Raw genomic sequence first — 22,555 nt, 5'->3', positions numbered from 1 at the left:
ACACACAAAAGGGCGTGTGGCTGCACGCCCTACGGGAGATCAGGTTTAGTAACGTCTAGGTAGTTCTTGTCTTACTCGGGCGCTTCGAGAGGCTCAGGGGCTTCGATAGACTCAATCACATTTTGAGTTCCATCCACCTCAGCACCAGTCTCAGCATCAAAATCAAAATCTCCTGACTCCTCAAACAACGCTGGCTCGACTTCACTGGCTTCGAGCATCAGATCCTCTGCTCCAGGTTCCTCAAGCAGCTCATCGGTTTCAGGTTCTTCTAGGTCTGCTTCACTCATTGGGCCATCAGTAGGCACCTCTTCGCTTTCTGGCAGCTCCAAGCTCTCCTCAGGGGCCACCAGTACACCAGGGGGTTCCATCGTCTCCTGAGCAAAGAGGGGCAGTCCCGCCGTTAGGCTCACCAAAACAGCCGTTCCTATTGCCAGGGTAAATGCACGATTCAGGCTCATACCACCATCTCCATACAGTCACAACACAATCACGACATAGCCGCAACAAACATTGGGCAGCCGCAGCAGGCGAACCCAGGTAAGCATCAATTGCGAGAGCTTAGCATGGCGCTTAAAGATGAGTCTGTATCTCTTGCGATAGAGAGAGGCCTCCCGCTTCGGACGGAGAAAGGGCTATAGGACGATTCGTTACGATCGACAGACTGGAGAAACTGCAGCCTCCAATAAAAATCACGCTCAACCCATTAAAACGACTGTCACAAAGAAGGTAAATCATGCCCCAGACTCTGAAAGAACAAATTGCGGCAGACCTGGAAAAGGCAAAAGCTGAAGGGGGGCTGCGAAGCGAGCGAATTCGAAGCATTTTTAAGCAGGCAATCGCAGAGGCCCTACGAGAAGTCAAAGCCGGTTCTGGCGAAATTCGCTATGTAGCTAGAGACGCAATCGTAACTGCCTTTGAGCACGTTAAGGGCAGCAGCGCCGACGCCGCAGCCGACATTCAAGCCTCTATTGAGGGCACAGTAGAAGGCATTATCGGACCGAAGCAGGATGCCATTTCATCTACCCAAGCCCAAATTAAAGAGCTGCAAATCCAGGTAGATCAAGCCGAAGCAGCCCTACAAGCTGACGTTGAGAGCGCCCTAAGCGAAATTGAAACGGTCAGCCAAGATCATCCTGAAAACGTTCAGCCTTGGGTCAGGAAAACAACTCAAACAATTCGAGACAGCGAAGGATTTGCAACACTAATGGAGCAATACGCCAAGCTGAGAGCCCAACTATCCGTCCTAGATGCCAATCTAGCTGCCCGCTATGGTGAGCGCTACGAAGATGTTAAGGGGCATTTAGATCAGGCCAAGGTTTGGTACGACGAAGCTCGCGTTCGATCTGAGGCCAAAGGGATAACACCTGTGCAAGAGACTCAGACAGAATTTGAAGTTAAACTGACTGAACTCGGTGGCGTTGCCGCTCGCAAAGAACGGCAGATCAAAGCCCGGCTCAAAGAGCTTTGGGAGTCGGCTAGAAAGATTAATGCCTAACAGCCAAGCCCTATTCTAAAGGCAGCTACAGGTTATCTCCAGTAGGGGCGCAGACTTCTGCGCCCATTGTGCCTTTCGCAGCGATTTGGCATACCCAGAAGAGACATTTAGTAGGTTGGGTTGAATGAAGTGAGGTTCAACCAACAACTGCAAGACCTGTTGAATTACCTGGCTAACCCAACCTATTGAAATACTAACCCACTAGCTTAATAAAGCTAAGACAGTGCACAGCTATTGCACCGAGCACAAGCTTTTGTGCTCGGTGCAATAGCTGTAGCTGCGATTAGATTTGGTATCGCAATGAGAAAAATTTCAGAAAATAAAATAAGCGACCAGGAGAGAGTGCAACGCAGCCCCTCTTAATCGCTTAAAGGTCTTAAGTTATCAGGTCTCAGATAGCTAAAAACAGCTAAAAACCTAGATACCCTGACCGACATTGTCATAGTGCTTGGTCACAGCCCACACGCCGTGGATCATGCCCGGTAAATAGCCCAGTAGGGTCAACAGCACGTTGATAATTAGGGTGCTGCTAAGACCATAGGTCATAAACACCCCAACGGGAGGAATCAAAATCGATAGAACAATACGAAGCAGTTTCATGGCACTTCTGTTCTCAAGAGAAACAGCATTAACAGGGAAATTTTACTTCCATTGCATACCAGCTTAAAAGATTCACCCAAAACAGCCACATACCCTAGATAGATATCAAGCTCACCCCAAGCTGATTACAATCGTCAATAACGACTATTAACGCCTCCACGCAAATCCCCTAATTTAGGAGGAAACTCTATGTTACTTTACCTGTTCAGCATTCTATCGACCGCACTGGCTCTGCTGGTTGTAGATATCCTTTTCAAGGGTGTTAGTCTGGCTAACTTCCCAGCAGCCATGATTGCAGCTGCAGTTATTGGCCTGGTCAACAGTTTCATTCGACCCATCCTGTCAGTTCTATCTCTGCCTATTAACTTTGTGACCTTAGGAGCGTTCTCCTTAGTTCTCAATGGCTTTTGCTTCTGGCTAGCCTCTTTATTTACTCCTGGTTTTGCCGTTCACGGACTGGTTGCCTTCCTAGTAGGTCCGGTAATCTTGTCAGCGGCTTCTACTTTCTTGAACCGGTATCTGGGCGAACGGGAACTGCCGCTCTTTAAGGGTCGCGCTACCTCTACCCTCGAATCTAGTGATTCGAACATTTAAGCTAGGTTCAAACATTGAACCCCAGCTTTCATCGTAGATCTACCGAATCGTCAAGCCCGATAAAATCTATAGTCTACGTTTGCCCAAGCGCCGACAAACAAGCCTTATAAAGTCAATTGCACCTTAATTACTGCATTGACTGGGGAGTGTTGTTATGCGTCTCTGGGCAATTTTGCTGTCTGCATGTGGGGCTATTCACTAGTGTGGAGCTGCTTGCCACTTTGAAAGGGAAAGGTAGTTTAGAGTTATCCATTCATGCCTATGCAAGTGCTGGACTGGCTTACAACACTGACGGGCCGAGCAGCCTTGAGCCGAAGTGCTTGCTGGGGTGGACATAGGGTTAGGGGCGGTTGAGGCGTTGACGCAAAGCTGCCTATAATTTTTCAGACCACCATTTCCGATACAGATACTGAGATGGTTAGGGCAATTAATTACGCTCTTTAGGCCCAAGAGTTAACTATGCTTTCTTTAAAGAAGCAAGCTCAACTGTCAGCCTTAGAACATTTTTTTGGGGTGCGATCGCTCATAATACTCAGTAATTTTACGGGCTGAGTCGCATCACCATGAGATCATTCAACACCTGGGTTCCAGGGCTGCTTTCGGTTGCCGGACTGCTTGGCAGTATTGCTCTCCCAGCCGAAGCAGCTTTGCTAGTTGGCAATACTGCCAGTAATAATATTGTCGCTTTTGACGAGATCAGCGGTCAATTCTTGGGTGAGTTTGTCTCATCTAGCAGTGGGTTAGACTCTCCAGATACCTTCCTGTTTGGCCCCGACGGCAACCTCTATGTCAGCAGCGGCACTACCCCTGAAAACTCAGCTATTTTTCGCTTTAACGGCAAGAATGGGGCCTTTATCGACAAATTTGCGGTAGGGGGTGGGCTGTTTCGGCCCTACGGGCTAGCCTTTGGCCCTGATCAAAACCTCTATGTCAGCAGCTTTTTGTCAGACCAGATCTTGCGCTACGACGGCACGACAGGCGCTTTCCTAGACGTGTTTGCCTCAGGCGATGGGGTCACGCCTGAGGGGCTCAACGGGCCTAACGGACTGCTGTTTGGCCCCGATGGCAAGCTCTATGTCACCACCCAGGGCAGCGTTGCTAAAGACGGTACTCCTGACTTCTCTGTTGGCTTTCCCAGCCTGATCTTGCAGTACGACATTGGCACTGGTCAACGCTCGACGTTTGCCGATCGACCCACGCCTTCCCCTGAAGGGTTTGGCTTTGTCAGTTTCCTTGGGCTAGCCATTGGACCCCAAGATGGCGATCTCTACGTCAGTGACTTTGCCAATGACCTGCTTCGCTACGATTTTGAGACGGGCGCACTGGAAGAGGTACTACCGACCAACTACACTGGCACCCAGCCCAGCAATAACTTCATTGGCAGCCTCGCCTTTAGCCCAGAGGGCGATCTGTTTAACGTCGGCTTTGATCTAACGCCAGGAAATGTAGGGTCGGTGCTGAAGTTTGATCGCGACACTAAAGAGCGTTCTCTGTTTGTCAGCAACAACGGCAACCTCAAGCGCCCAATTGGGCTGCTGTTCGCACCCTCAGTCAAGGTGCCAGAACCGGGTGCGATCGCAGCCCTCGCCTTCACCGGTCTCAGCCTTCTGAGCCTACGCCGCAAACCAGTTGTCTAAAGCTCAACAGCCCTGTTACCGCTTGGGTCGAGTAATCCGCCGCTCTTGGCGCGCCAGCGATCGAATCAGCGGGATGCGGGGCTGGCGGTCACGAATTTGACGACCAAAGCGACGAATCGGCTCTGGCAGTACGATCTCTACAGGTTCGCCACCTAGGGTAGTCCACCAGGCATTAACTATCCCTCCGGCCAAACCTGCGATCGCACCAAACAAAATGCTGCTCAAAACCGAGTAGCCCAGCAGCACCAGCAGCAGCAAAAACGTCAGCCAGAGTCGCAGAGCCGTAGGAACAATCTTGTCAATCACGGCGCATCCCTAATAAGGGTAAAAACAAACAGCACAGTCAGCCTGACTCTTTTCCTAGATACAGGTCATTGGCTGTTCCCAACTATACTGGCTACCTGTTCCAAGAGATTGCCAGTTGTATCCACCGTTGTAACATACCGCTGTTCCTCCAGCGTGAACGGCTCCATTGACTGGTTCTCTAGCACCGCCACCGTGGCATCGGCAATGTCGCCCTGCCGCCCCTGCACCCGTGCCTTCAGCACCTCTAGCGGAGCCTCACAGTAGACAATCCGTAGCGGCATAGCCTGGACCTGAGCCTGCTCAATGGCTGGCTGACGCATAGCTTGGCGGTCATACTTAGCATCTAGCACTACCGAGTAGTTACTCTGGGTTAGCATCAGCCCAATATCTAGCAGCCGCTGGTAAGTTTTCTGGCTCATTTCTGGGGTGTATAGGTTAGCCGCTCCGCGCTCCTGCAGCGGCACCTCAGCCAAGTGCTTACGCACCGCATCCGAGCGTACTTGAATTGCGGCTGCTTGCCGGGTCAGCTCGCGCGCCGTGGTTGACTTGCCCGACCCCGACAGCCCAGCCATCAGGAACAGCTGTCCCACCTTCGGCTGAACATACGACCAGGCTAGCCGGTAATATTTGGCAGCTGCGGCCTCAGCCTGTTGCTTAGTCTCCTGAGGCACTGATGGATCATTCAGCAAAAAGGAAGTCACCTTGGCCCGCACATATGATTGACGGCTCACGTACAGCGGCAGCACCTGCAACCCTTCCCAATCCCCCGTCTGCTCCACATAGTGACTCAGAAAAGCAGCGCTGAGGTCAGTTCGTCCCTGCACCTCCAAGTCCATCACAATGTAGGCGATGTCAAACATGACATCGACAAAGCGAAAAGGCTCATTAAATTCAATGCAGTCAAACAGCAGCAGCTGATCTTGCCAGTAGCAGATGTTGTTTAAGTGCAGGTCGCCGTGACAGGCCCGAATTTTGTTTTGCTGCATCCGCCGCTGAAACAGGGCTGGTTGCTCAGCAAAGAAGCGATCGGTGAATGCTCGGGTCTGATCAAACTGCTCCTGAGTTTGAGGGCCGCCAATGTAGCTCACCGTCTGGTCGTAGTTCTCATCAATCGACTGTCGCACCTGAGGAATTTCGCCAAAGGAGCGAATATAGTCGCTGGTTTCGGCCTGCTGGTGGAAAGTTGCGATCGCTTCTGCCAAATTTCTTAGCAGATCCTCCGTCAGCCGTCCCTGCTCAAAAAAAGTGCTCAGCAGCGTGTTTTGAGGAAATTGCCGCATTTTAACGGCGTACTCAACCGGTGTCCCTGCCTCGCTCAGCGCAAAGCCTGCGCCTGCCTCCACAATCGGCACTACCTCCAGATACAGAGAAGCTGCCCCCCGCTGATTTAACCGCAGTTCTTCCTCGCAAAAGTGGCGGCGCTTTTCCAACGTAGCGTAGTTCAAAAAGCCAAAATCGACCGGCTTTTTGAGCTTGTAGGCATATTCTCCAGTTAGCAGCACGTAGGAAACGTGGGTCTGCATCAGCCGAATTGGTTCCGTCACCGGATGGGGGTAGAACTGCGGCTGCAGCATCTGCTGAACAATCGGCGGCAGGGCGGTTTCAGTCATGCATCACTCCAATAAAAAAGCCAAGGTCGTTTCCCTTGGCTAGAACTCATCTTAGATTCATGGGGTGCCCTGTAGGATGGGCAAAGGGCGATAGCCCGTGCCCATCTTCTAGAGCTTTCGAGGGTATAGGCTTTGATGAGCACGCTTGCTTTGCCCATCCTACGGAACTAGACGCGCTACTGCCCTATCCTCAACAGCTACTTTTGAACAAAGAAGCTGATGTGGTAAATCTCTTTTTTCCAAGGGTGGGTCTGTACTTCCTGCACAATTGCCTCACCGTTCCAAGACAGGTCAGGGATATTGACCATAATCGGGGTTTCTTGAACCTTGGCCTTGCGAAGCAGAGTCGACATCTCGCGCTCATTGACGGTCAGGGAGATCGAGTTGGCCCCATCATGGCCGTAGAGCACTGCGGGGAGCAGACCTTGCCGGCGCAGTGCATTAGGCTTGGATTTGGGGTCGCGCTTGCTGCATTCAATTGTCAGTTCCATGGGAGTTTCTCACCGTTAAAATTGTTTGTTCAAAAACAGACACTGGCTAAGCCACTTGGGGCGCACCATTCTCGTAGAGCAAAGCCCGCTTAGGGCCATGAATGGGATCTTCCACAATGATGGTCTGATCCCGACTGGCCCCAAGCGACACAATAGCGATGGGCACTTCCATCAGCTCTGCCAAAAACTTCAGGTAGTCCAGGGCTTGCTTGGGCAAATCTTCCAATGAGCGGCAGTGCTCGGTAGACTGCTTCCAGCCTGGAAAAGTCTCATAGATCGGCTTGCAGCGGGCAAACTGACCTGCACTGCCGGGCAGCTCTTTGCAGATCTGACCATCAAGCTCGTAGGCCACACAGACCTTGATCTCCTCAACTTCATCCAGCACGTCTAGCTTGGTAATCGCGAGACAGTCCAATCCGTTGATTCGTACAGCATAGCGACCAATCACCGCATCAAACCAGCCGCAGCGGCGGGGTCGTCCAGTGGTCGTGCCAAACTCTGCACCGCGATCGCCTAGCAATGCCCCAATCTCTTCCTTGAGTTCGGTTGGGAAAGGGCCTTCGCCTACGCGGGTTGTGTAGGCCTTGGCAACGCCGATCACGCGGTCAATCACCGTCGGGCCGATGCCGGTACCAATGCAGGCTCCTCCAGCCACCGGATTAGAAGAGGTGACAAAGGGATAGGTGCCATGATCCAGGTCTAGCAGCGTGCCCTGGGCTCCCTCAAACAGCACATTCTTGCGCTGGCGAATGGCGCTATAGATGTGCAGAGAGCTGTCGATAATGTGGGGCCGCAACCGCTCAGCATATCCAGCGTATTCTTCGATGACGCTGGCCGGGTCAAGCGGCTCCAGCCCATACAGTTTCTCTAGAATGCCGTTCTTATACTGAATCGTCCACTCTAGCTGCTGGCGCAGGGCTTCGTAGTCCATCAGATCGATGACTCGAATGCCGATGCGCTCGGACTTATCTGCATAGGTCGGGCCGATCCCGCGCTTGGTTGTGCCAATTTTGTTGCTGCCGCGTCGCTCTTCCGATGCCTGGTCGATGAGGCGATGGTAGGGCATGGTGACGTGGGCAGTCTCGGAAATGTATAGCCGCTCGGTTGAAATGTTGAGCGACTCTAGCATATCAAGCTCTTCGATCAGCGCCTTCGGGTCAATGACCGTCCCACAGCCAATCACACACTCTGTATCAGGGTACAAAATGCCGGACGGAATGAGATGGAGCTTGAAGGTTTGATCTTTGACAACCACGGTGTGGCCTGCGTTGACGCCGCCCTGGTAGCGGACGACAACATCGGCTGACTTGCTCAGCAGGTCAGTGATTTTGCCTTTACCTTCATCGCCCCACTGGGCACCAATTACAACGACGTTAGCCAAGGGAATTCAGGTGCTAGAGTTCACACAAATTCCCATTATCGTCACCGATTGTCGCTAGTGTCAATCGGGTCAGCAGTATTGAGCAAATTTGAATTCGGGCTCTACCGCTCAAAACAAATGTGTCCCACAATATACCCACTATGGGGATTGTGAGCTAGAACAGACTAATACCTTTTTTTACAGATTTTTAAGTTTTCTGGGTTTTTGAAGTCCTATCCTTTAGCGAACTCTACCGCGAGGGCACCATGAGTCTTTATGCAGAACTGCACCGTCACCTGGGAGGATCAGTCGTTCCTCGAATCCTGTGGCGGTATTTTGAGCGCAACCGCTCTGACTTAGCTCAGAGGTTTACAGGCTACTCCGACTTTGAGGAGTTTTTTACCCGGCCCCGCAATACTTTATCAGAGTATTTGGAGTTGCACACCCTGGTGGAAAGTGTGCAAACCCACGAAGCGCTGCCCTACTTTATCTACCGGCTAATCCGGGGCGCTTATATTTTTGAGAACCTAGCCTATTTAGAACTGCGCTACACGCCCTATCTGCGTACCCCCGAGCATCTGCCGCAGTCTGAGCGGATCGACAAGATGGCAGAAATCATTGAGATTGTCGGGCGGGCCAGTCAACAAACCGAGTATCCCATCGTTACTCGTCAGATTCTTTGTATGCACTCCCGGCTGCCCTATGAGGTGAACCGGGCCATTGTCGATCTGGCGGCTCAATACCCCAATTACATTTGTGCCGTTGATTTAGCTGGCGGAGATGCCCAGTACAGTGAGCGGCTAGATGAGTTTGTGGGTCTCTATGCCCATGCCCGTAGTTTGGGGCTGAACACTACCGGGCACCTCTATGAAACCACTGAGGGCTGTTACCCGAAACTGCTGCCCTACCTGATGCGAATTGGCCACGGCATTCAGATTCCGCTGCGGCATCCGGAGCTGCTGCGGGAAGTTGCAGCGCGGGGACAGTGCCTAGAGGTGTGCCCCACTACTTATCTAAAAACGGGAACGCTGCAGGAGATCAACCAGCTCAAGCCAGTGTTTGACCGCTGCTTTGATGAAGGGGTAGACATTGCTATCTGCACCGACAATGCTGGACTGCACAATGTGCGGCTGCCCTTTGAGTATGAAAGTCTGCTGACCCACGATGTCATCGGCTTTAACGAATTGAGAGCCTGTCAGGAAGCGGCTTTTCGCCATGCCTTTGCTTGGCCGCATCGCAAGCAGCCCAGTTCTCTGCTCACTGATGTGCTGCTGCGCCAGATCGACAATATGAGGGAGGACGAGCTGAGAGAGGGGGGAGCCGAAGATTCGCTGCTGCTGTCTTAAGAAGGGGCTGGGGGAGTCGGATTGGTCTTGTGCGACCGCACCCTCCAAAAAAGCAAATTCAACCGTTCCATGATCCGCGATAATGGAAAGGTTTTGAAGTTAGCGCGTTGCTTTCGAGCTGTTTTTCTAGAACCATGCGAACCCATTATTGCGGCCAAGTCCAGGCAGAGCACATTGGTAAAACCGTCACCCTCTTTGGCTGGGTAGATCGTCGCCGCGATCATGGGGGCGTTGTTTTTGTGGATTTGCGCGATCGCACCGGCATTGTGCAAATCGTCAGCGACCCTGAGCGGACCCCCGACTCCTATACAAGTGCAGAGCATCTGCGGAACGAATACGTTGTCCGCATTACCGGACGGGTGAGCCAGCGCCCGCCCGAGTCGCTCAACCCCAAGCTGCCGACTGGCGAAGTCGAAATCTACGCCGACGAGATCGTGCTGCTCAATGCAGTTCGTAAGCAGCTCCCTTTCCAGGTCTCTACAGCTGATACCGAGTCAGTGCGCGAAGACCTGCGCCTGCGCTATCGCTACCTCGACCTGCGCCGGGAGCGCATGGCTAGCAACCTGCAGACGCGCCACCAGATCATCAAATCCATCCGTCGCTTCTTGGAAGATCAGGAGGGGTTTGTTGAGGTTGAAACCCCCATTTTGACCCGCTCCACCCCAGAGGGGGCAAGGGACTATCTGGTGCCGTCGCGGGCTAATCCTGGGGAGTGGTTTGCGCTGCCGCAGTCGCCCCAGCTCTTTAAGCAACTGCTGATGGTGTCGGGGCTAGACCGCTACTACCAGATCGCTCGCTGCTTCCGCGATGAAGATTTGCGGGCCGACCGTCAGCCCGAGTTCACCCAGCTAGATATGGAAATGAGCTTCATGAGCCAGGATGAGATCCTGAGCCTTAATGAAGCGCTCGTGGCCCACATTTTCAAAGCAATCAAAGGCGTTGATCTGCCTCTGCCCCTGCCCCGGCTGACCTACGCCGAGGCAATGGAGCGCTACGGCTGTGACAAGCCCGATACCCGCTACGGCTTAGAGCTAGTTAATGTCTCTGACCTGGTCAAAGATTCGGGCTTTAAGGTCTTCTCTGGCGCTGTCGCCGATGGCGGTACCGTCAAAGTGCTGCCCATCCCTGGCGGCAACGACGCCATTTCGAATGTTCGTATTAAACCAGGCGGCGACCTGTTTAAGATTGCCGCTGAGGCAGGGGCTAAGGGATTGGCCTACATCCGGGTGCGCGACGGCAGCATCGACACCATCGGCGCAATTAAAGACAACTTGAGCGAGGCGCAAAAGCAGGAGCTGCTGGAGCGCACTGGGGCAGCCGATGGTCATCTGCTGCTGTTTGGCGCTGGCCCTACAGACACGGTCAATGCCACGCTAGACCGGCTGCGGCAAGCCATTGCTAAAGAGCTAAACCTGATTCCCCCCGATCAGCTCAATCTGCTCTGGATCACCGACTTCCCCATGTTTGAGTGGAATGAGGATGAGAAGCGCTTAGAGGCCCTGCACCATCCATTTACGGCTCCCCACCCAGACGATACCGCTGACCTCAAGACGGCTCGCGCCCAGGCCTATGACCTGGTGTTTAACGGCTACGAACTTGGCGGCGGTAGCCTGCGGATCTATCAACCCGAGATTCAGCAGCAGGTGTTTGAGGCTATCGGCCTGACCACCGAAGAAGCCCACGACAAGTTCGGCTTTTTGCTAGAAGCCTTTGAATACGGCACCCCACCCCACGGCGGCATTGCCTACGGCATCGATCGACTGGTAATGCTGCTGGTAGGCGAAGAGTCGATTCGAGATGCGATCGCATTCCCCAAAACCCAGCAGGCCCGCTGTCTGCTTACCAATGCACCTTCGGGTGTAGACCTGAAGCAGCTCAAAGAGCTTCACGTCGCCTCTACTTACGAACCCAAAGAAAAAGACGCATAGGTCCTTGTAGAGACGCGACTCGTCGCATCTCTATCGATAGAATGCTTTTGCAGCCCTGATAGGTCAGCGCTAGCACTAGTTGCGCGAAACGTTGCGAAACATCAAGGAACACAACGCAACGTACCAATTCTCAACTTGGATAGATAGCCTGCCTAGACTGTCACGTTAGGATGAGCAAAATGCATCCCGACTTGACAGACAACCATGCTGGTTATCATCCTTATCTTTGTCATTGGTCTCACTCCGGCCATTATTTCCGCTGTTCAAAGCTACCGGGCCAACCGGAAAGCCGCAGAACACGTAAATTATGCGCTGGAAGTGACTACTAACCAGGGTCTCAACGCCCTGCTGAGCCAAGACAAAGATATGCACTATGTAGAGGGCATGGGCTACATGGTGGGTGACATCACCTGCAGTCTAAATGCCAGGTCGCCCTATCTGCGCTGTGCCACCAATCCTCTAGGCCCCTGCGACGGCTGCAAAGAATACGCACCCAAGATCTTTGATCGCCAGTACTAGGTCTGAATTGCCTCTTTCCTAGCAGCTTTAGCGCAATGCACTGATTTTGCATAAGCCTGCTTTGTTTAGAATCTAATGCGTCACGCACTGCGATGAGGCACTTTACGGAATATCTATTGGGCAGACCTATTGAGATTAGGGAGGAGTGCGTGAGTCACGTTGTAAACCTGCCGCTACAGGTTCGGCCCTATCCCCCCCTACCTCACCGCGTCTTTTAACCGCCTAATTTCGACTTCACTAATGCCTGCACCTTAGCCCCATCGGCTTTGCCCTTCAGCTCCTTCATTGCAGGCCCCATCACTTTGCCCATATCCTTGGGAGACGTTGCCTCTGCCTGGGCAATGATGCCGTCAATCACCGCTTCTACCTCTTCATCAGAGAGCTGAGTGGGCAGATACTCCTCAAGAATAGCCAGCTCCTGAGATTCATTGTCAGCCAGATCGGTTCTACCGGCCTGCTTATACTGCTCAATTGAGTCTCGGCGCTGCTTGGCAAGCTGGGTCAAAACTTCAATTTCTTGCTCCTCGGTTAATGCATCCTGCCCGGAAGGACGCACAGTGGTTTCTTTTTCTAAAATGACTTTTTTAATGCTGCGAACAGTCTCTAGGCGCACTTTATCTTTGGCCTTCATAGCGGCCTTGATATCTTCGCCAATTCGATCCTTGAGGCTCATGGGTGAAACTTGTAAACGGCAAAACTTTGAGACAGCTGATTTCTAAAGCAAAGTGACACCACTACGGCTTTACCGTTCTAATCAGCTATTCCCTCATTTTATCCTGAGATTCACAGCCACTACTAGGCACATTCAGTGCTTGTCCCCAATGGAGGTAAAACAAGACGCTAGAGCCCAGACTAATTCCAGGTTACCCCCAGCTTACTTAGGCTAAGTTGGGATCACCCAGGGGATTTAAGAAGCACCAAGTTCTCTCTTTCCCGCCCAGAAGCATTTCCCGCAATAATAGACAGTACTAGAAGCAGCTCAGGAGTTCAACCGTACGGGGCTAATCCACATCTAACCGGCTCTACACTCCACGGCCACCTCGATTTAACCTGATCCTTGCCGCTAGGCTTCACGAGAGGTTACTGTTTCTCACTGACAGTCAAAGAACCGGCAGATTATCCTAGAGTTTTAGAGAGTTAAGGAGATGCGTGTATTTGGATGGGCTACTTTTGTATTAGGTATAGCACTAATGAGTCTAGGAACTGTCTACCCACCACCTGGAACGGTATCTTATTATTCTGAAGATGGAAAATTTACAATCCAGAAGTATCATAACAAGCCATATGAAACGGTTCTTCAGGAAAGAAGCAATATCATTTTTACAGGAGGCTTATTAGCAATCTGTGGGGCAATTTTTATTAGTCGACGTCGCAGAGAATAGCAGCTTGAAGGACTAGTGTCTTGGTGTCAAAGCTTCGTTAAAGGCAATCGCTAATCAAGTTTGAGACTTTTTGAGCCAGAGAAGCCGCTCGATATAGATTGTCACCAAGTTCAAGGTTTAAGGGTATTTTGGTTCTAAGGCCCAGCAATAATTTTGCTTAGCAAATAGAAATTTTTGAAGTAACCGTCAAGTTTGAACAATAAGCTTGTTGCTATGGAGATCGTAACCAAAAGATTTCTGCTGCGTGATTTCATTGAGTTAGATCGATCTCCATTCCTGAGCTATCAAGCTGACCCTCGCAGCCAGATCTTCTACGAACCAGGTGAAGCTAGTCCCGAAATTTCAGTCCGCTTGTTCGAGACATTTTGCACATGGGCTTCTGAGTGCCCTCGGCTCAACTACCAACTTGCGATTGTGCAACGGCGTGAACCCTATGTGCTTGTCGGTTGCTGCGGGTTGCGGGGAAGGGGGTGTGATGCAGGTGAGATGGAACTGGGAATCGAACTTGCACCAGATTATTGGGGACGATATGCCTACGCGATTGAGGTTGGGCGCGCCCTGCTCGAGTTTGGATTCAGGGAACTAAGGCTAGAGGTAATCTCCGGCTCTACTGTCAACGCAAACGTGCGAATTTCTCGGCTGGCGGAGTGGATCGGAGCAGAAGTAGTTGCCATCCGTCCGGGTTCTACATGGATGTCTGAACGAGGCTGGAGCAAGGTGGATTGGCGAATTACAAGAGCGCAATGGGATCGTCGGACCACTGTCTAACAACCGCGCTACGCCGAACATCCTAAAATGATTGGTTAAGTGGCCCAGCTTGTCTACGTCCGGTGAGCACGACCGTTAGGCTACAAGCTCTATTGAGTCGCCCGCTTTAACGACACCCTCAACTAATACGGCTCCATATATGCCTGCGTATCCTTCATAGGCTTGAGCAACATGCTTAATGACTTTGGGATTAGCTTCGGATGTCTCTGGATCTAGCGTGATGACTTTACATCTGGGGTCGCGCTCCAAAATGCTAATTTCCAGACGATCTCCTATCCTTAATCGCTGCCCGACTAATTCATTCTCATAAAGAGGCGGCTTTCCATCGTTCCACGTTATGTAGAAATTGGCTCTAAATCGTCGCTTATCAACGTCCATCTCCAGCTCTTCGCTCAAGCGATCGCAAGTTTGCTGTGAGAAAAGGGAAAGTGGACGGCAGTCATACTGGTTCTTTTGAGTAAAATGCAACCGCAGAGTGTCACTATTGGTTAGAGTCCTTAAGTGAGACATAAACTCCTCACTGCCAAGGTCATAAACCTGTCCAGACGGAGTCTCAACTTCAACAGCAAAATGTTCCGCGTCAGGATAAAGAGGATTTACACCAGGGGCTAAACTTTGTGCTGCCTCTAGTTGTTTAGGCTTGAGAGTAAAGCTGTGGTGTTTATACCGGGGTTTGTACTGCAACAGATCTTCCTGCTCGCGAGCAGTATGCCACGGAAATCCTGGATTGCCTTTATCATTAATCAACCCGTAAAGGCGATCCCCCATTACGCCAGAAAATGCTACGAATACTTCATCAAGCTGTTCACCGCTCATGCTTTTGACAGGGTAGCGCCAAATGCTTTCGATCACCCCTACTGTAGTCATTGCATTATCCTCATTGATAGCTTATCTAAGAGAGCAGCCTGCAATCTGATCAGGTCGCCTGGTTAATACCAGCAACACTTATGCTGCAATGGCTACTAATGTATGCTTTGCGTCTCCTATTCAACACAATCATCCTTTCTCATTTCGTGTTGTGGGTTACTTTTGCACCAATCAACCCTACGTCAGTTAATCCAAGCTCTACACTCCACGGCCAACCCAGTTTAACCTGCTCCTTACCGTCAGGCTTCACGGGAGGGTACTGTTTCTTACTGACAGTCGAAGAGTTAGCAGAATATCCTAGAGTTTTAGAGAGTTAAGAAAACGCGTGTATTTGGATGGGTTACTTTTGTATTAGGTGTAGCACTAATGGGTTTAGGAACTGTCTACCTACCACCTAGAACAGTATCTTATTATTCTGAAGATGGAAAATTTACAATTCAGAAGTATCACAACAAGCTATACGAAACGGTTCTTCAGAAAAGAAGTAATGTCATTTTTACAGGAGGCTTACTAGCAACCTGTGGGGCGATTTTCATTAGTCGACGTCGCAGAGAATAGCAGATTAAAGGACTAGTGACTTACTACCAAAACTTCATTAGAGGCGATCGCTAATCAAGTTCGAGAATCTTATCTACATCCGGTGAGCACAACCGCTAGCTCTACCCACCTGAAAACAGGTCGAAACTGCAATGACATTAGAGGTTGAACGTAGGGGTAACTCTATTTTATTGATTCACTATTCTCCACATTATTCACTTATTATTTTGATGCTTGGAGCACTGTTAGTTTTCACAGTCTTCTGTCTGTTTAGAGGAGTTATTTTGTCACTGGCTGGAATTGGCATAGTAGTTTTCTTTAGTTGTTTTGTTGTGCTCCTCTTTCAAGAACGCGAACTATGGTGTGTTATCAATAGAAAGACCGGGATGATTTTATATAAAAAATGTGGCATTTTTGGCTCACAATATGATATTAAAAATGCGCAATACAATATTAGAGAAATCACTGCATTAGAGATAGAAAGATATGCTGGGCGTGGACGGGATGCATTTCAGATTCGTTTGGCTTTGAGAGGTAACCTTATACTCCCACTTTCATCTGCAAATCTAGATTTCTATGAATGTCAGAGTTTTTCGAGCGAGATTCATCGGTTCATCGGGATAGACATACCGTTAAGAGCTATTGACTAACAAATCCTCCATCATCTAAAACAGGTGTGAGCGGATAGTAGTATGTCAACTAAGTGGGTTAATAACAAGTTGGCTAGCAACCCTGCTGCTTCGGAAAAAATCTAGATTGCCTCCGGGATGCAAAAGTTATCTGCGTCCGATGCAAAGAATCCGTAGCGGCTTCACCTTTTAATTGCAGAGCCTAGCATCACATTGGAGATGCGCTCATGCGAACACGTACAAACAGTACCGCGTACCGATCCGCTATCGGCGTTGCGATCGCAGCAGCATTTATCCTCATCTGGTTAAGTCTTAGCGTTGGCATCATCGGGAAACACGGCGATCCCGCCAACCTGATGTATTTCGGGGTGCTCGCTGTCGGCATCATCGGTGCCATCATTGCGCGTCTCCAACCTCATGGAATGGTACGCGCCTTATCCGCAACGGCACTCGCTCAGGCATTTGTGACTGCGATCGCACTGAGCGTAGGGTTGGGTCTCCGTGGAGCGGGCCGGCAGAGATCCTGGGGCTAAATGGGTTCTTTATCGCGTTGTTTGCCGGATCGGCCTGGCTGTTTCGGAGAGCTGTGCGTGGGTAACCCGAACGGAGCAACATCTAACAATTCATTTATCCCCTTCACAAACCACACTAAAGACAAAATCTTGACTAAATCAAGCGCGTAGCTACCGTATAGGAAGGGCGCTGTGATTTTTCCCGTTGGGTTTTGACCAAGCGAAAATCCTGGTCAATATAGAGGTTATCCAACTGGGGTCTAGCCTTAGAGATTTGTTGGTATTGCTTAGCAGTGATGCGGGTCTTATCCTCAACAGGTACAGAAGTTTGCTCTTGAGATTTAGGATCTGCTTGATACTTGGTCACATTTTGATTGAACCAAGTTTGAGCAGCTTCAGGGCTGAAAGAAAGAGAGCCAAAGCGCAGAGACTGCTTGATGCAGACATTGCGAATGTCCCAATACTCCTGAACAGCCTGGTCGGGCACTGCCGAGCGATCAGGATCAGCGGAGGCCTGAGTTTCCACAGAATAGCTCTGCATAATCAGTAGGTCGTAGCTCAGCAGCCAACGAGAGATCAGATTAAGAATCGGAGCTTTTCGACCGGGCTTGTAGCGGGCTAGGTTAGCGTAATAGCCATTGTCATCAAAGATTTGGTAAGACTCCTGCTGCACCCGCCCCGGCAAAATATCTTGAAAAGGGTTGGTAGACCAAACAGGAAACCAAATTCCTTTCAATAGCGGGATCTGCTGATTTAGATCAGGGGTAGGATTTCGCCTTTTAAGTTCACTAAAAAGTGGCATTAGGATTTCGTTGGCAAAACGAACCTTTTTAGCCATTGGCTCTGCGTCTCGGCCCTCGACATGCTTCAACAGGCTGGATTTCAATGTAGGGATGTCGGCCTCTGCCAGGGCAGTAGGCTCAAACGGGGTACTCAACACAGCAGAGTCCATATTTGATCTAGCTTCCGAAAGATCAGCACTACGTACCCTGATTCTACAGGTGGTTATCATAACAAAATCCTTATGGAGCCAGAGCCCGACTCTAGGCGGCTAATTTAGGGGCGTTTACTCTGATTCGAGCCTCAATATGGCAACACCATCTGAAGGTCTGGCTTTCTACAAACGTGAGAACCGTTTGTGAAAGACGCAGCAGGGCAGCTTGAAAGTACTGATGCTGGAGAGCTTGCGAGATTTATTGCGGTGATGAGTTCTACTAGAATGGGCTGAAGTAATGTAATTAGGAATCTGTTTGCGAACAGTTGTTGCAACAAGATACGTTACGCCCTTGCGCGAGGGTGGGTCACTTCCAGCGATTGTGGAAGCTGATGATGATGGCATGTATGTGCTGAAGTTTCGCGGTGCCGGTCAGGGGGCCAAATCCCTCATTGCCGAACTCGTTGCCGGGGAAATCGCGCGGGCTGTCGGGCTGCTGGTGCCCGAAATTGTCTTTGTAGAGGTCAATGCCGAATTGGCCCGCACAGAGCCTGATCCTGAAATTCAAGATTTAATCCGGGCCAGTGTGGGGCTTAACCTTGCCCTCGACTACCTCCCTAGCTCCATCACCTTCGACCCCGTGGCCCAGCAGCCCGATGCTGAGCTGTCTTCGGCAATTGTCTGGTTCGATGCCTACGTCACCAACATCGACCGCACAGCCCGCAACACCAACATGCTGATGTGGCACCGCAGGCTTTGGCTGATTGACCACGGCGTGGCCCTCAGTTTTCACCACACTTGGAACAACTACCTAGAGCGCAGCCACGCCCCCTTCCCTGGCATCAAAGACCACGTTTTGCTGTGCTTTGCCAGCCAGCTTGCAGCGGCAGATGCCAAAATGACAGCGCAACTCACGGCAGAGATCATTACCCACATCGTTAATCAAATTCCCGAGACCTGGCTGGTAGAAGGCTCTCCCTTTACCGAAATCCAGCAGCATCGCGAGGCTTACATCGAGTACCTGTTGAGACGACTAGAGTCGCCCCGTGGTTTTTTAGAGGAGGCAATTCGTGCACGATCACTTCACCTATGATTACGCCATCATTCGTGTGGTTCCCAGAGTTGAGCGAGAAGAGTTTATCAATGTAGGGGTGATCGTGTCGTGCGCGAGTCGTAAATTTCTCGAAGCGCAGATTGAACTCGATCAGCAACGACTCACCGCCCTGGCCCCCACCCTAGATGTGGAAACCGTTCAGGGCTACTTAGATGCCATCTCCATTATTTGCGCGGGGGGAGAGCAGGCTGGCCCAATTGGCCAACTGCCGCAAAGAGAACGGTTCCATTGGATTGTTGCCCCCCGCAGCACCATCATTCAGACATCGCGGGTTCACACAGGTTTGTGCAAGAATCTATCGACCGTGATCGAACACTTGCTTAAAACAATGGTGCGTCCGGCACCAGCAGCCTCTCTCAGCAAGAGCTAGGCGTGGTCTAACTCCGTCCTGGACTGCTCAAAAAGCATGTGTAGCCACCCACCCACAGCATCGAATTTTGCCTTGGTGCGGGTACTCGGACGAGCAGCTTCGCCGTTATAGAGTCTGAATTGGAACCGGGCACAATCCGGTTTGGGTGTACCCCTTGGGCCTAACATTGGCTTACTAGAGGTGTTGTTTAGTTTTTCTGAGTACTTGACACCTGCTAGAGAATTGAGTTAGAGAAGATATATCAAAACAGAACTTTCTCAAAATGAACGCAGCGCTCACCCTGACTACCCGAACTATTCCCTTAGGAGGGTTGTAAGGCGCTGCGCTGACATCAGTCTTACTACTTCAGTTGCCCTCCAGACAAACTCTGGGGGGCAATATTTTTGTGTTATTAGGAATGCGCTCATGTTGCTGCCAATACCGCTTGCAATGTCCACTACTACCACCACCACTACCATCACGCCAGGAGGGCCGTGACGATTGATTGCGCATGCAGCTCATCTGTCCCTCCAAAGCAAGCTTTGGAGGGATTTTTTATTGTTGATAATTCACACAGCAGGAGAAACTAAAGTGGCAGATCACCGTGAACTTGCAAGGGATATGGACTTGTTCCACTTTGAGGAGCATAGTCCAGGAATGGTGTTTTGGCATCCCCAGGGACTACGGCTTTTTCATTGCATTGAAGACTTTATGCGACAGGTGTATCAAGCGCATGGGTTTGAAGAAGTGCGATCGCCCATTGTTCTAAGTCGATCACTCTGGGAGCGTTCAGGACATTGGGAAAAATTTCGTAAGGGGATGTTTGTAGTTGGCAGCGGAGACGCGGAGGCAGACAATGAATCAGCCCAATTCATCATCAATCCTAGTTATGCGCTTAAACCCATGTCGTGCCCTGCCCACATTGCTATTTATCAGTCCCACAAGCGCAGCTATCGAGAGAACCCCATGCGATTGATGGAATTTGGGATGTGCCATCGCAACGAACTCTCGGGTACATTATCGGGCTGTATGCGACTACGACAGTTTATCCAAGATGATGCCCATATCTTCTGCCGAGAATCTGATGTGCAGCATGCAATTAGCAATTTTCTCAACATGGTGCAGCAGGTTTATGCTGCCTTTGGCTATGAGCAGTTTTCCCTTCAGATTTCCCTCAGACCCGAACAACGGCTTGGCTCCGATCAACTTTGGGATCGTGCTGAGTCTCTCTTAATTGAGGCCGTTCAAGCTTTGGGACACAGTTACCAGTTAGCTCCAAATGAAGGGGCATTCTATGGTCCAAAACTTGAAATCAGTTTGCAAGACCAATTGGGGCGATCATGGCAGTGCGGTACATTTCAAATAGATTTTAATCTACCTCAAGTCTTTGAGGTAGCGTTTGTAAATGATCAGGGAGAACTGGAGCGTCCTGTTATGCTGCACCAAGCAATTTTAGGCTCACTAGAGCGCTGGATTGGCATCTTATTAGAACACCATCGCGGTATCCTTCCCGTTTGGGCTGCTCCGACACAAGTTGCAATTGCCTCTATTTCTGATAAAGCATCTGCTTGGGCGGAAACGATTTTCTCTCGGCTTCAGCAGCTTAATGTCAGAGCGGAATGTCACAATCAGGATCAGACAATTAGCAAGAAAATTCGAGAACTCTCTAAACGCAGAATTCCGCTGATTGCGATTGTGGGGGAGCAGGAGGCTATGAGCCAAACATTGAATCTTCGGCGTTTAGGGGCTGTAGAACGGCAAGAAGTAAGCCTCGCTCAATTTGAGCAGATGTTGGCAGATCTTGCCACGCCCTACCAGTTTCTTATCCCAATGGCAAAAGCTGAAGACGAGCGATTGTTGGCTAGCCTTACAGCGAAACAGAAGGATGAAAGAACTGGGTATGATGCTAAGCACTCACACCCAGTTCTCTCGCGTTATTTCAACGGCGTAATTAAGTGAAACAAGTAACGAGTTTACTGATGTGTCGGCTGGGCTTCATCTTGGGGAGCTGGCTGAGCAACATACTTAAAGTTTTCGTCAGAGTTCCACGGGCCTCGCTCATCTTTGCCGTTGGATGACAGGTTGTAGTAGATGTCTACCGTTTCATCGGGGGGGATGTTCCCAAAGAACGGATCATCAAGCTTGCCCAAGGAATCTAGCGCTTTCATGAACATTTTGGTGTGCGAGATTTCGCGGGTCAGCAGGTGTACCAGCGTACGCTTTGTTCCTTCGTCGGTAGAAAGTTTAATCAATGATTCATAAGTTTGACGGGCACCTGCTTCTGCCGCAATGTTGGCTCTCAGGTCACGCACAACGTCACCGCCTTCATTGATGTAGCTGGCAGTCCAAGCGCTTCCCTGGCTATCAAGAAAGTGAGGACCCATGCCACGCACCGCAAATAGCGAGCTTTTATAGGCTTCTGTTTGATCTACATTTCTGGTGTGCTCTTCAATGAGCTTTCCAACCATCTCTAGGTGGCCAAACTCCTCAAGCGCGATGTCTTGAAGCATATCGCGAAGGCCAGGATCTTCAACATGAAACGACTGCACCCAATATTGCAGAGCAGCAGTGAGTTCTCCAGTGGCTCCACCAAACTGCTCTAGCAGCAGTTGAGCAAAACGAGGGTTGGCTTCGCCCGTATTGACGGTATGAATCGCTTCTTTTTTATGGAAAAACATTCAGTCTACACCTTATTTTATTTCTATGGACGGTCTCAAAAAAGCCCGGATCAATGTTGGAATTCTTTAAGTCCTCCCAGATAATAGGAGTTGACTTCTCTATAGAACATGCTCCTAGCGAAGGAGCCACACTGCAATACGGTTCCACCTAAAGCAACACATTTCTCTTTTAGACACAGGCGGTTTTAGCTAATGCAAAGCCTGCTAGCTAACCACGTCTATGCCCGGTAAACACCGCGATTTAATCGATTTGGGATGCAGAAGTTTTCTACGGCAGGTAATGAGCAAGGCTACTCAGATCCTGTAGAAGCTTTTGTGGCTGCAAAGAATTGTTTTCAAGCAGAAAATTGCCCTCCCACCCTATGTTGATGGAGCTAGTCAAGCTCCGCATAGAGGCGATCCTTCAAGTTTACTAGCCAGCCAGTTTGCCCAAAATAAGGCTGGTTGTGCTGGGTCTTGAGCAGAAGAGTGCTGTGCGATCGCAACCTCAGCCCCCTAAGCAGTCCGAAGCATCCCCTAAAGAACTCTGTGTATCACAGCCAAGGCGAGCCCGCAGACCCCATCGCTGGTTAACCTGCAGAAAGAGGTTGCAGAACTCCAAGCCACGAGTAAAATAGAAATAGTTCAAAAGTACTATAAGGGCAGTCCTATGGCGACAGGGTTTGAACCTCGGTTTGTCATCGAAATCATCGACGGTGCTCGGATGGGCAAGCTGACCGTCCCCCTCGCTCAAACCGCCGACTGGATCAACTTTTTGGTAACTCCCCACTACCGAGCTGAAATTATCGCTGCCGAGCAGACCCGGCAAGGCATTGAGATCTACTTCGCTGCAGGCGAAGGGCTGTACGGCTATTTGGAAGGGCGATTAGGCGATTTGGCTCAGGCTGCATAGGCAGACG

Annotated in this window: 23 protein-coding genes; 13 read left to right on the top strand and 10 right to left on the bottom strand. The window is 50.6% G+C overall.

Going from position 1 to position 22,555, the window contains the following annotated elements; translation table 11 throughout:
- Window positions 1-71: 71 nt before the first annotated feature.
- The gene (locus tag H6G13_RS14440) at window positions 72-458 is read right to left on the bottom strand and encodes a hypothetical protein (RefSeq protein WP_190483929.1); all 387 of its coding nucleotides are present in this window, start codon (window positions 456-458) and stop codon (window positions 72-74) included.
- Between the two features lie 275 nt (window positions 459-733).
- Between H6G13_RS14440 and H6G13_RS14435 the strand changes: the two genes are divergently transcribed.
- A complete protein-coding gene (locus tag H6G13_RS14435; protein WP_190483928.1) occupies window positions 734-1,495 on the top strand; it encodes a histidine kinase in 762 nt (253 codons plus the stop codon).
- 417 nt (window positions 1,496-1,912) lie between these two features.
- Here H6G13_RS14435 and H6G13_RS14430 read toward each other — a convergent pair whose 3' ends face one another.
- A complete protein-coding gene (locus tag H6G13_RS14430; RefSeq protein WP_190483927.1) occupies window positions 1,913-2,095 on the bottom strand; it encodes a YqaE/Pmp3 family membrane protein in 183 nt (60 codons plus the stop codon).
- Between the two features lie 189 nt (window positions 2,096-2,284).
- Between H6G13_RS14430 and H6G13_RS14425 the strand changes: the two genes are divergently transcribed.
- Both H6G13_RS14425 and H6G13_RS14420 read left to right on the top strand, forming a co-directional pair.
- Window positions 2,285-2,689, top strand: coding sequence for a phage holin family protein (locus H6G13_RS14425; RefSeq protein ID WP_190483926.1), 405 nt, complete (start codon window positions 2,285-2,287; stop codon window positions 2,687-2,689).
- A 563-nt stretch (window positions 2,690-3,252) separates the two neighbouring features.
- Entirely contained in the window at window positions 3,253-4,326 is a 1,074-nt protein-coding gene (locus tag H6G13_RS14420; RefSeq protein WP_190483925.1) for an esterase-like activity of phytase family protein, read from the top strand.
- 15 nt (window positions 4,327-4,341) lie between these two features.
- Here the strand turns inward: H6G13_RS14420 and H6G13_RS14415 are convergent, their stop codons facing one another.
- The 4 genes from H6G13_RS14415 to H6G13_RS14400 form a co-directional block, all read right to left on the bottom strand.
- Entirely contained in the window at window positions 4,342-4,632 is a 291-nt protein-coding gene (locus tag H6G13_RS14415; RefSeq protein WP_190483924.1) for a hypothetical protein, read from the bottom strand.
- A gap of 65 nt (window positions 4,633-4,697) precedes the next feature.
- On the bottom strand, window positions 4,698-6,242 hold the full coding sequence (locus tag H6G13_RS14410; protein WP_190483923.1) for an AAA family ATPase: 1,545 nt from the start codon (window positions 6,240-6,242) through the stop codon (window positions 4,698-4,700).
- Window positions 6,243-6,439: 197 nt separating this feature from the next.
- Complete coding sequence (gene rplY, locus H6G13_RS14405) at window positions 6,440-6,733, bottom strand: 50S ribosomal protein L25 (protein ID WP_190483922.1); 294 nt, start codon at window positions 6,731-6,733, stop codon at window positions 6,440-6,442.
- Between the two features lie 46 nt (window positions 6,734-6,779).
- A complete protein-coding gene (locus tag H6G13_RS14400) occupies window positions 6,780-8,114 on the bottom strand; it encodes an adenylosuccinate synthase (protein WP_190483921.1) in 1,335 nt (444 codons plus the stop codon).
- 245 nt (window positions 8,115-8,359) lie between these two features.
- Between H6G13_RS14400 and H6G13_RS14395 the strand changes: the two genes are divergently transcribed.
- The 3 genes from H6G13_RS14395 (at window position 8,360) to H6G13_RS14385 (ending at window position 11,886) form a co-directional block, all read left to right on the top strand.
- Window positions 8,360-9,439, top strand: a complete 1,080-nt coding sequence (locus H6G13_RS14395; RefSeq protein WP_190483920.1) for an adenosine deaminase — start codon at window positions 8,360-8,362, stop codon at window positions 9,437-9,439.
- 134 nt (window positions 9,440-9,573) lie between these two features.
- Window positions 9,574-11,367, top strand: a complete 1,794-nt coding sequence (aspS, locus tag H6G13_RS14390) for an aspartate--tRNA ligase (protein WP_190483919.1) — start codon at window positions 9,574-9,576, stop codon at window positions 11,365-11,367.
- A gap of 204 nt (window positions 11,368-11,571) precedes the next feature.
- On the top strand, window positions 11,572-11,886 hold the full coding sequence (locus H6G13_RS14385) for a DUF6464 family protein (protein ID WP_190483918.1): 315 nt from the start codon (window positions 11,572-11,574) through the stop codon (window positions 11,884-11,886).
- Window positions 11,887-12,100: 214 nt separating this feature from the next.
- Here H6G13_RS14385 and H6G13_RS14380 read toward each other — a convergent pair whose 3' ends face one another.
- Window positions 12,101-12,559: a GatB/YqeY domain-containing protein gene (locus tag H6G13_RS14380; RefSeq protein WP_190483917.1), complete on the bottom strand. Its 459-nt coding sequence runs from the start codon at window positions 12,557-12,559 to the stop codon at window positions 12,101-12,103.
- Between the two features lie 922 nt (window positions 12,560-13,481).
- Here H6G13_RS14380 and H6G13_RS14375 point away from each other — a divergent pair.
- On the top strand, window positions 13,482-14,036 hold the full coding sequence (locus tag H6G13_RS14375) for a GNAT family N-acetyltransferase (RefSeq protein ID WP_190483916.1): 555 nt from the start codon (window positions 13,482-13,484) through the stop codon (window positions 14,034-14,036).
- 75 nt (window positions 14,037-14,111) lie between these two features.
- Here H6G13_RS14375 and H6G13_RS14370 read toward each other — a convergent pair whose 3' ends face one another.
- Entirely contained in the window at window positions 14,112-14,903 is a 792-nt protein-coding gene (locus H6G13_RS14370; protein ID WP_190483915.1) for an MOSC domain-containing protein, read from the bottom strand.
- Between the two features lie 689 nt (window positions 14,904-15,592).
- On the opposite strand from H6G13_RS14370, the gene H6G13_RS14365 reads away from it, so the two are divergent.
- Both H6G13_RS14365 and H6G13_RS14360 read left to right on the top strand, forming a co-directional pair.
- A complete protein-coding gene (locus H6G13_RS14365) occupies window positions 15,593-16,090 on the top strand; it encodes a hypothetical protein (RefSeq protein ID WP_190483914.1) in 498 nt (165 codons plus the stop codon).
- Between the two features lie 206 nt (window positions 16,091-16,296).
- Complete coding sequence (locus tag H6G13_RS14360; protein WP_190483913.1) at window positions 16,297-16,602, top strand: hypothetical protein; 306 nt, start codon at window positions 16,297-16,299, stop codon at window positions 16,600-16,602.
- A gap of 133 nt (window positions 16,603-16,735) precedes the next feature.
- Here the strand turns inward: H6G13_RS14360 and H6G13_RS14355 are convergent, their stop codons facing one another.
- A complete protein-coding gene (locus H6G13_RS14355; protein ID WP_190483912.1) occupies window positions 16,736-17,533 on the bottom strand; it encodes a hypothetical protein in 798 nt (265 codons plus the stop codon).
- Between the two features lie 298 nt (window positions 17,534-17,831).
- On the opposite strand from H6G13_RS14355, the gene H6G13_RS14350 reads away from it, so the two are divergent.
- The 3 genes from H6G13_RS14350 to thrS all read left to right on the top strand — a co-directional run bounded on the left by H6G13_RS14350 (window position 17,832) and on the right by thrS (window position 20,937).
- Window positions 17,832-18,608 (top strand): HipA family kinase, encoded by a 777-nt coding sequence (locus tag H6G13_RS14350; RefSeq protein WP_190483911.1) that lies wholly within the window; start codon window positions 17,832-17,834, stop codon window positions 18,606-18,608.
- The gene (locus H6G13_RS14345) at window positions 18,586-18,999 is read left to right on the top strand and encodes a DUF3037 domain-containing protein (protein WP_190483910.1); all 414 of its coding nucleotides are present in this window, start codon (window positions 18,586-18,588) and stop codon (window positions 18,997-18,999) included. The genes H6G13_RS14350 and H6G13_RS14345 overlap by 23 nt, the downstream gene beginning before the upstream one ends.
- 570 nt (window positions 19,000-19,569) lie before the next feature.
- Window positions 19,570-20,937 (top strand): threonine--tRNA ligase, encoded by a 1,368-nt coding sequence (gene thrS, locus H6G13_RS14340; protein ID WP_190483909.1) that lies wholly within the window; start codon window positions 19,570-19,572, stop codon window positions 20,935-20,937.
- A gap of 14 nt (window positions 20,938-20,951) precedes the next feature.
- Here thrS and H6G13_RS14335 read toward each other — a convergent pair whose 3' ends face one another.
- Window positions 20,952-21,656 (bottom strand): manganese catalase family protein, encoded by a 705-nt coding sequence (locus tag H6G13_RS14335; protein ID WP_190483908.1) that lies wholly within the window; start codon window positions 21,654-21,656, stop codon window positions 20,952-20,954.
- A gap of 649 nt (window positions 21,657-22,305) precedes the next feature.
- Between H6G13_RS14335 and H6G13_RS14330 the strand changes: the two genes are divergently transcribed.
- Window positions 22,306-22,548, top strand: coding sequence for a hypothetical protein (locus H6G13_RS14330; protein WP_190483907.1), 243 nt, complete (start codon window positions 22,306-22,308; stop codon window positions 22,546-22,548).
- Window positions 22,549-22,555 lie beyond the last annotated feature (7 nt).

This window comes from Pseudanabaena sp. FACHB-2040 (genome assembly GCF_014696715.1).
Taxonomy (GTDB): Bacteria; Cyanobacteriota; Cyanobacteriia; order Phormidesmidales; family Phormidesmidaceae; genus JACVSF01.
The sequence above is the reverse complement of the archived record's forward strand: the minus strand, read 5'-3'. Positions and strand labels throughout refer to the sequence as shown.

Bases quoted from the DNA above. Each gene is read 5' to 3' on its own strand.
- H6G13_RS14440 (WP_190483929.1), bottom strand. From the start codon at position 458: ATGAGCCTGAATCGTGCATTTACCCTGGCAATAGGAACGGCTGTTTTG.
- H6G13_RS14435 (WP_190483928.1), top strand. From the start codon at position 734: ATGCCCCAGACTCTGAAAGAACAAATTGCGGCAGACCTGGAAAAGGCA.
- H6G13_RS14430 (WP_190483927.1), bottom strand. From the start codon at position 2,095: ATGAAACTGCTTCGTATTGTTCTATCGATTTTGATTCCTCCCGTTGGG.
- H6G13_RS14425 (WP_190483926.1), top strand. From the start codon at position 2,285: ATGTTACTTTACCTGTTCAGCATTCTATCGACCGCACTGGCTCTGCTG.
- H6G13_RS14420 (WP_190483925.1), top strand. From the start codon at position 3,253: ATGAGATCATTCAACACCTGGGTTCCAGGGCTGCTTTCGGTTGCCGGA.
- H6G13_RS14410 (WP_190483923.1), bottom strand. From the start codon at position 6,242: ATGACTGAAACCGCCCTGCCGCCGATTGTTCAGCAGATGCTGCAGCCG.
- rplY (WP_190483922.1), bottom strand. From the start codon at position 6,733: ATGGAACTGACAATTGAATGCAGCAAGCGCGACCCCAAATCCAAGCCT.
- H6G13_RS14395 (WP_190483920.1), top strand. From the start codon at position 8,360: ATGAGTCTTTATGCAGAACTGCACCGTCACCTGGGAGGATCAGTCGTT.
- aspS (WP_190483919.1), top strand. From the start codon at position 9,574: ATGCGAACCCATTATTGCGGCCAAGTCCAGGCAGAGCACATTGGTAAA.
- H6G13_RS14385 (WP_190483918.1), top strand. From the start codon at position 11,572: ATGCTGGTTATCATCCTTATCTTTGTCATTGGTCTCACTCCGGCCATT.
- H6G13_RS14380 (WP_190483917.1), bottom strand. From the start codon at position 12,559: ATGAGCCTCAAGGATCGAATTGGCGAAGATATCAAGGCCGCTATGAAG.
- H6G13_RS14375 (WP_190483916.1), top strand. From the start codon at position 13,482: ATGGAGATCGTAACCAAAAGATTTCTGCTGCGTGATTTCATTGAGTTA.
- H6G13_RS14370 (WP_190483915.1), bottom strand. From the start codon at position 14,903: ATGACTACAGTAGGGGTGATCGAAAGCATTTGGCGCTACCCTGTCAAA.
- H6G13_RS14365 (WP_190483914.1), top strand. From the start codon at position 15,593: ATGACATTAGAGGTTGAACGTAGGGGTAACTCTATTTTATTGATTCAC.
- H6G13_RS14360 (WP_190483913.1), top strand. From the start codon at position 16,297: ATGCGAACACGTACAAACAGTACCGCGTACCGATCCGCTATCGGCGTT.
- H6G13_RS14355 (WP_190483912.1), bottom strand. From the start codon at position 17,533: ATGGACTCTGCTGTGTTGAGTACCCCGTTTGAGCCTACTGCCCTGGCA.
- H6G13_RS14335 (WP_190483908.1), bottom strand. From the start codon at position 21,656: ATGTTTTTCCATAAAAAAGAAGCGATTCATACCGTCAATACGGGCGAA.
- H6G13_RS14330 (WP_190483907.1), top strand. From the start codon at position 22,306: ATGGCGACAGGGTTTGAACCTCGGTTTGTCATCGAAATCATCGACGGT.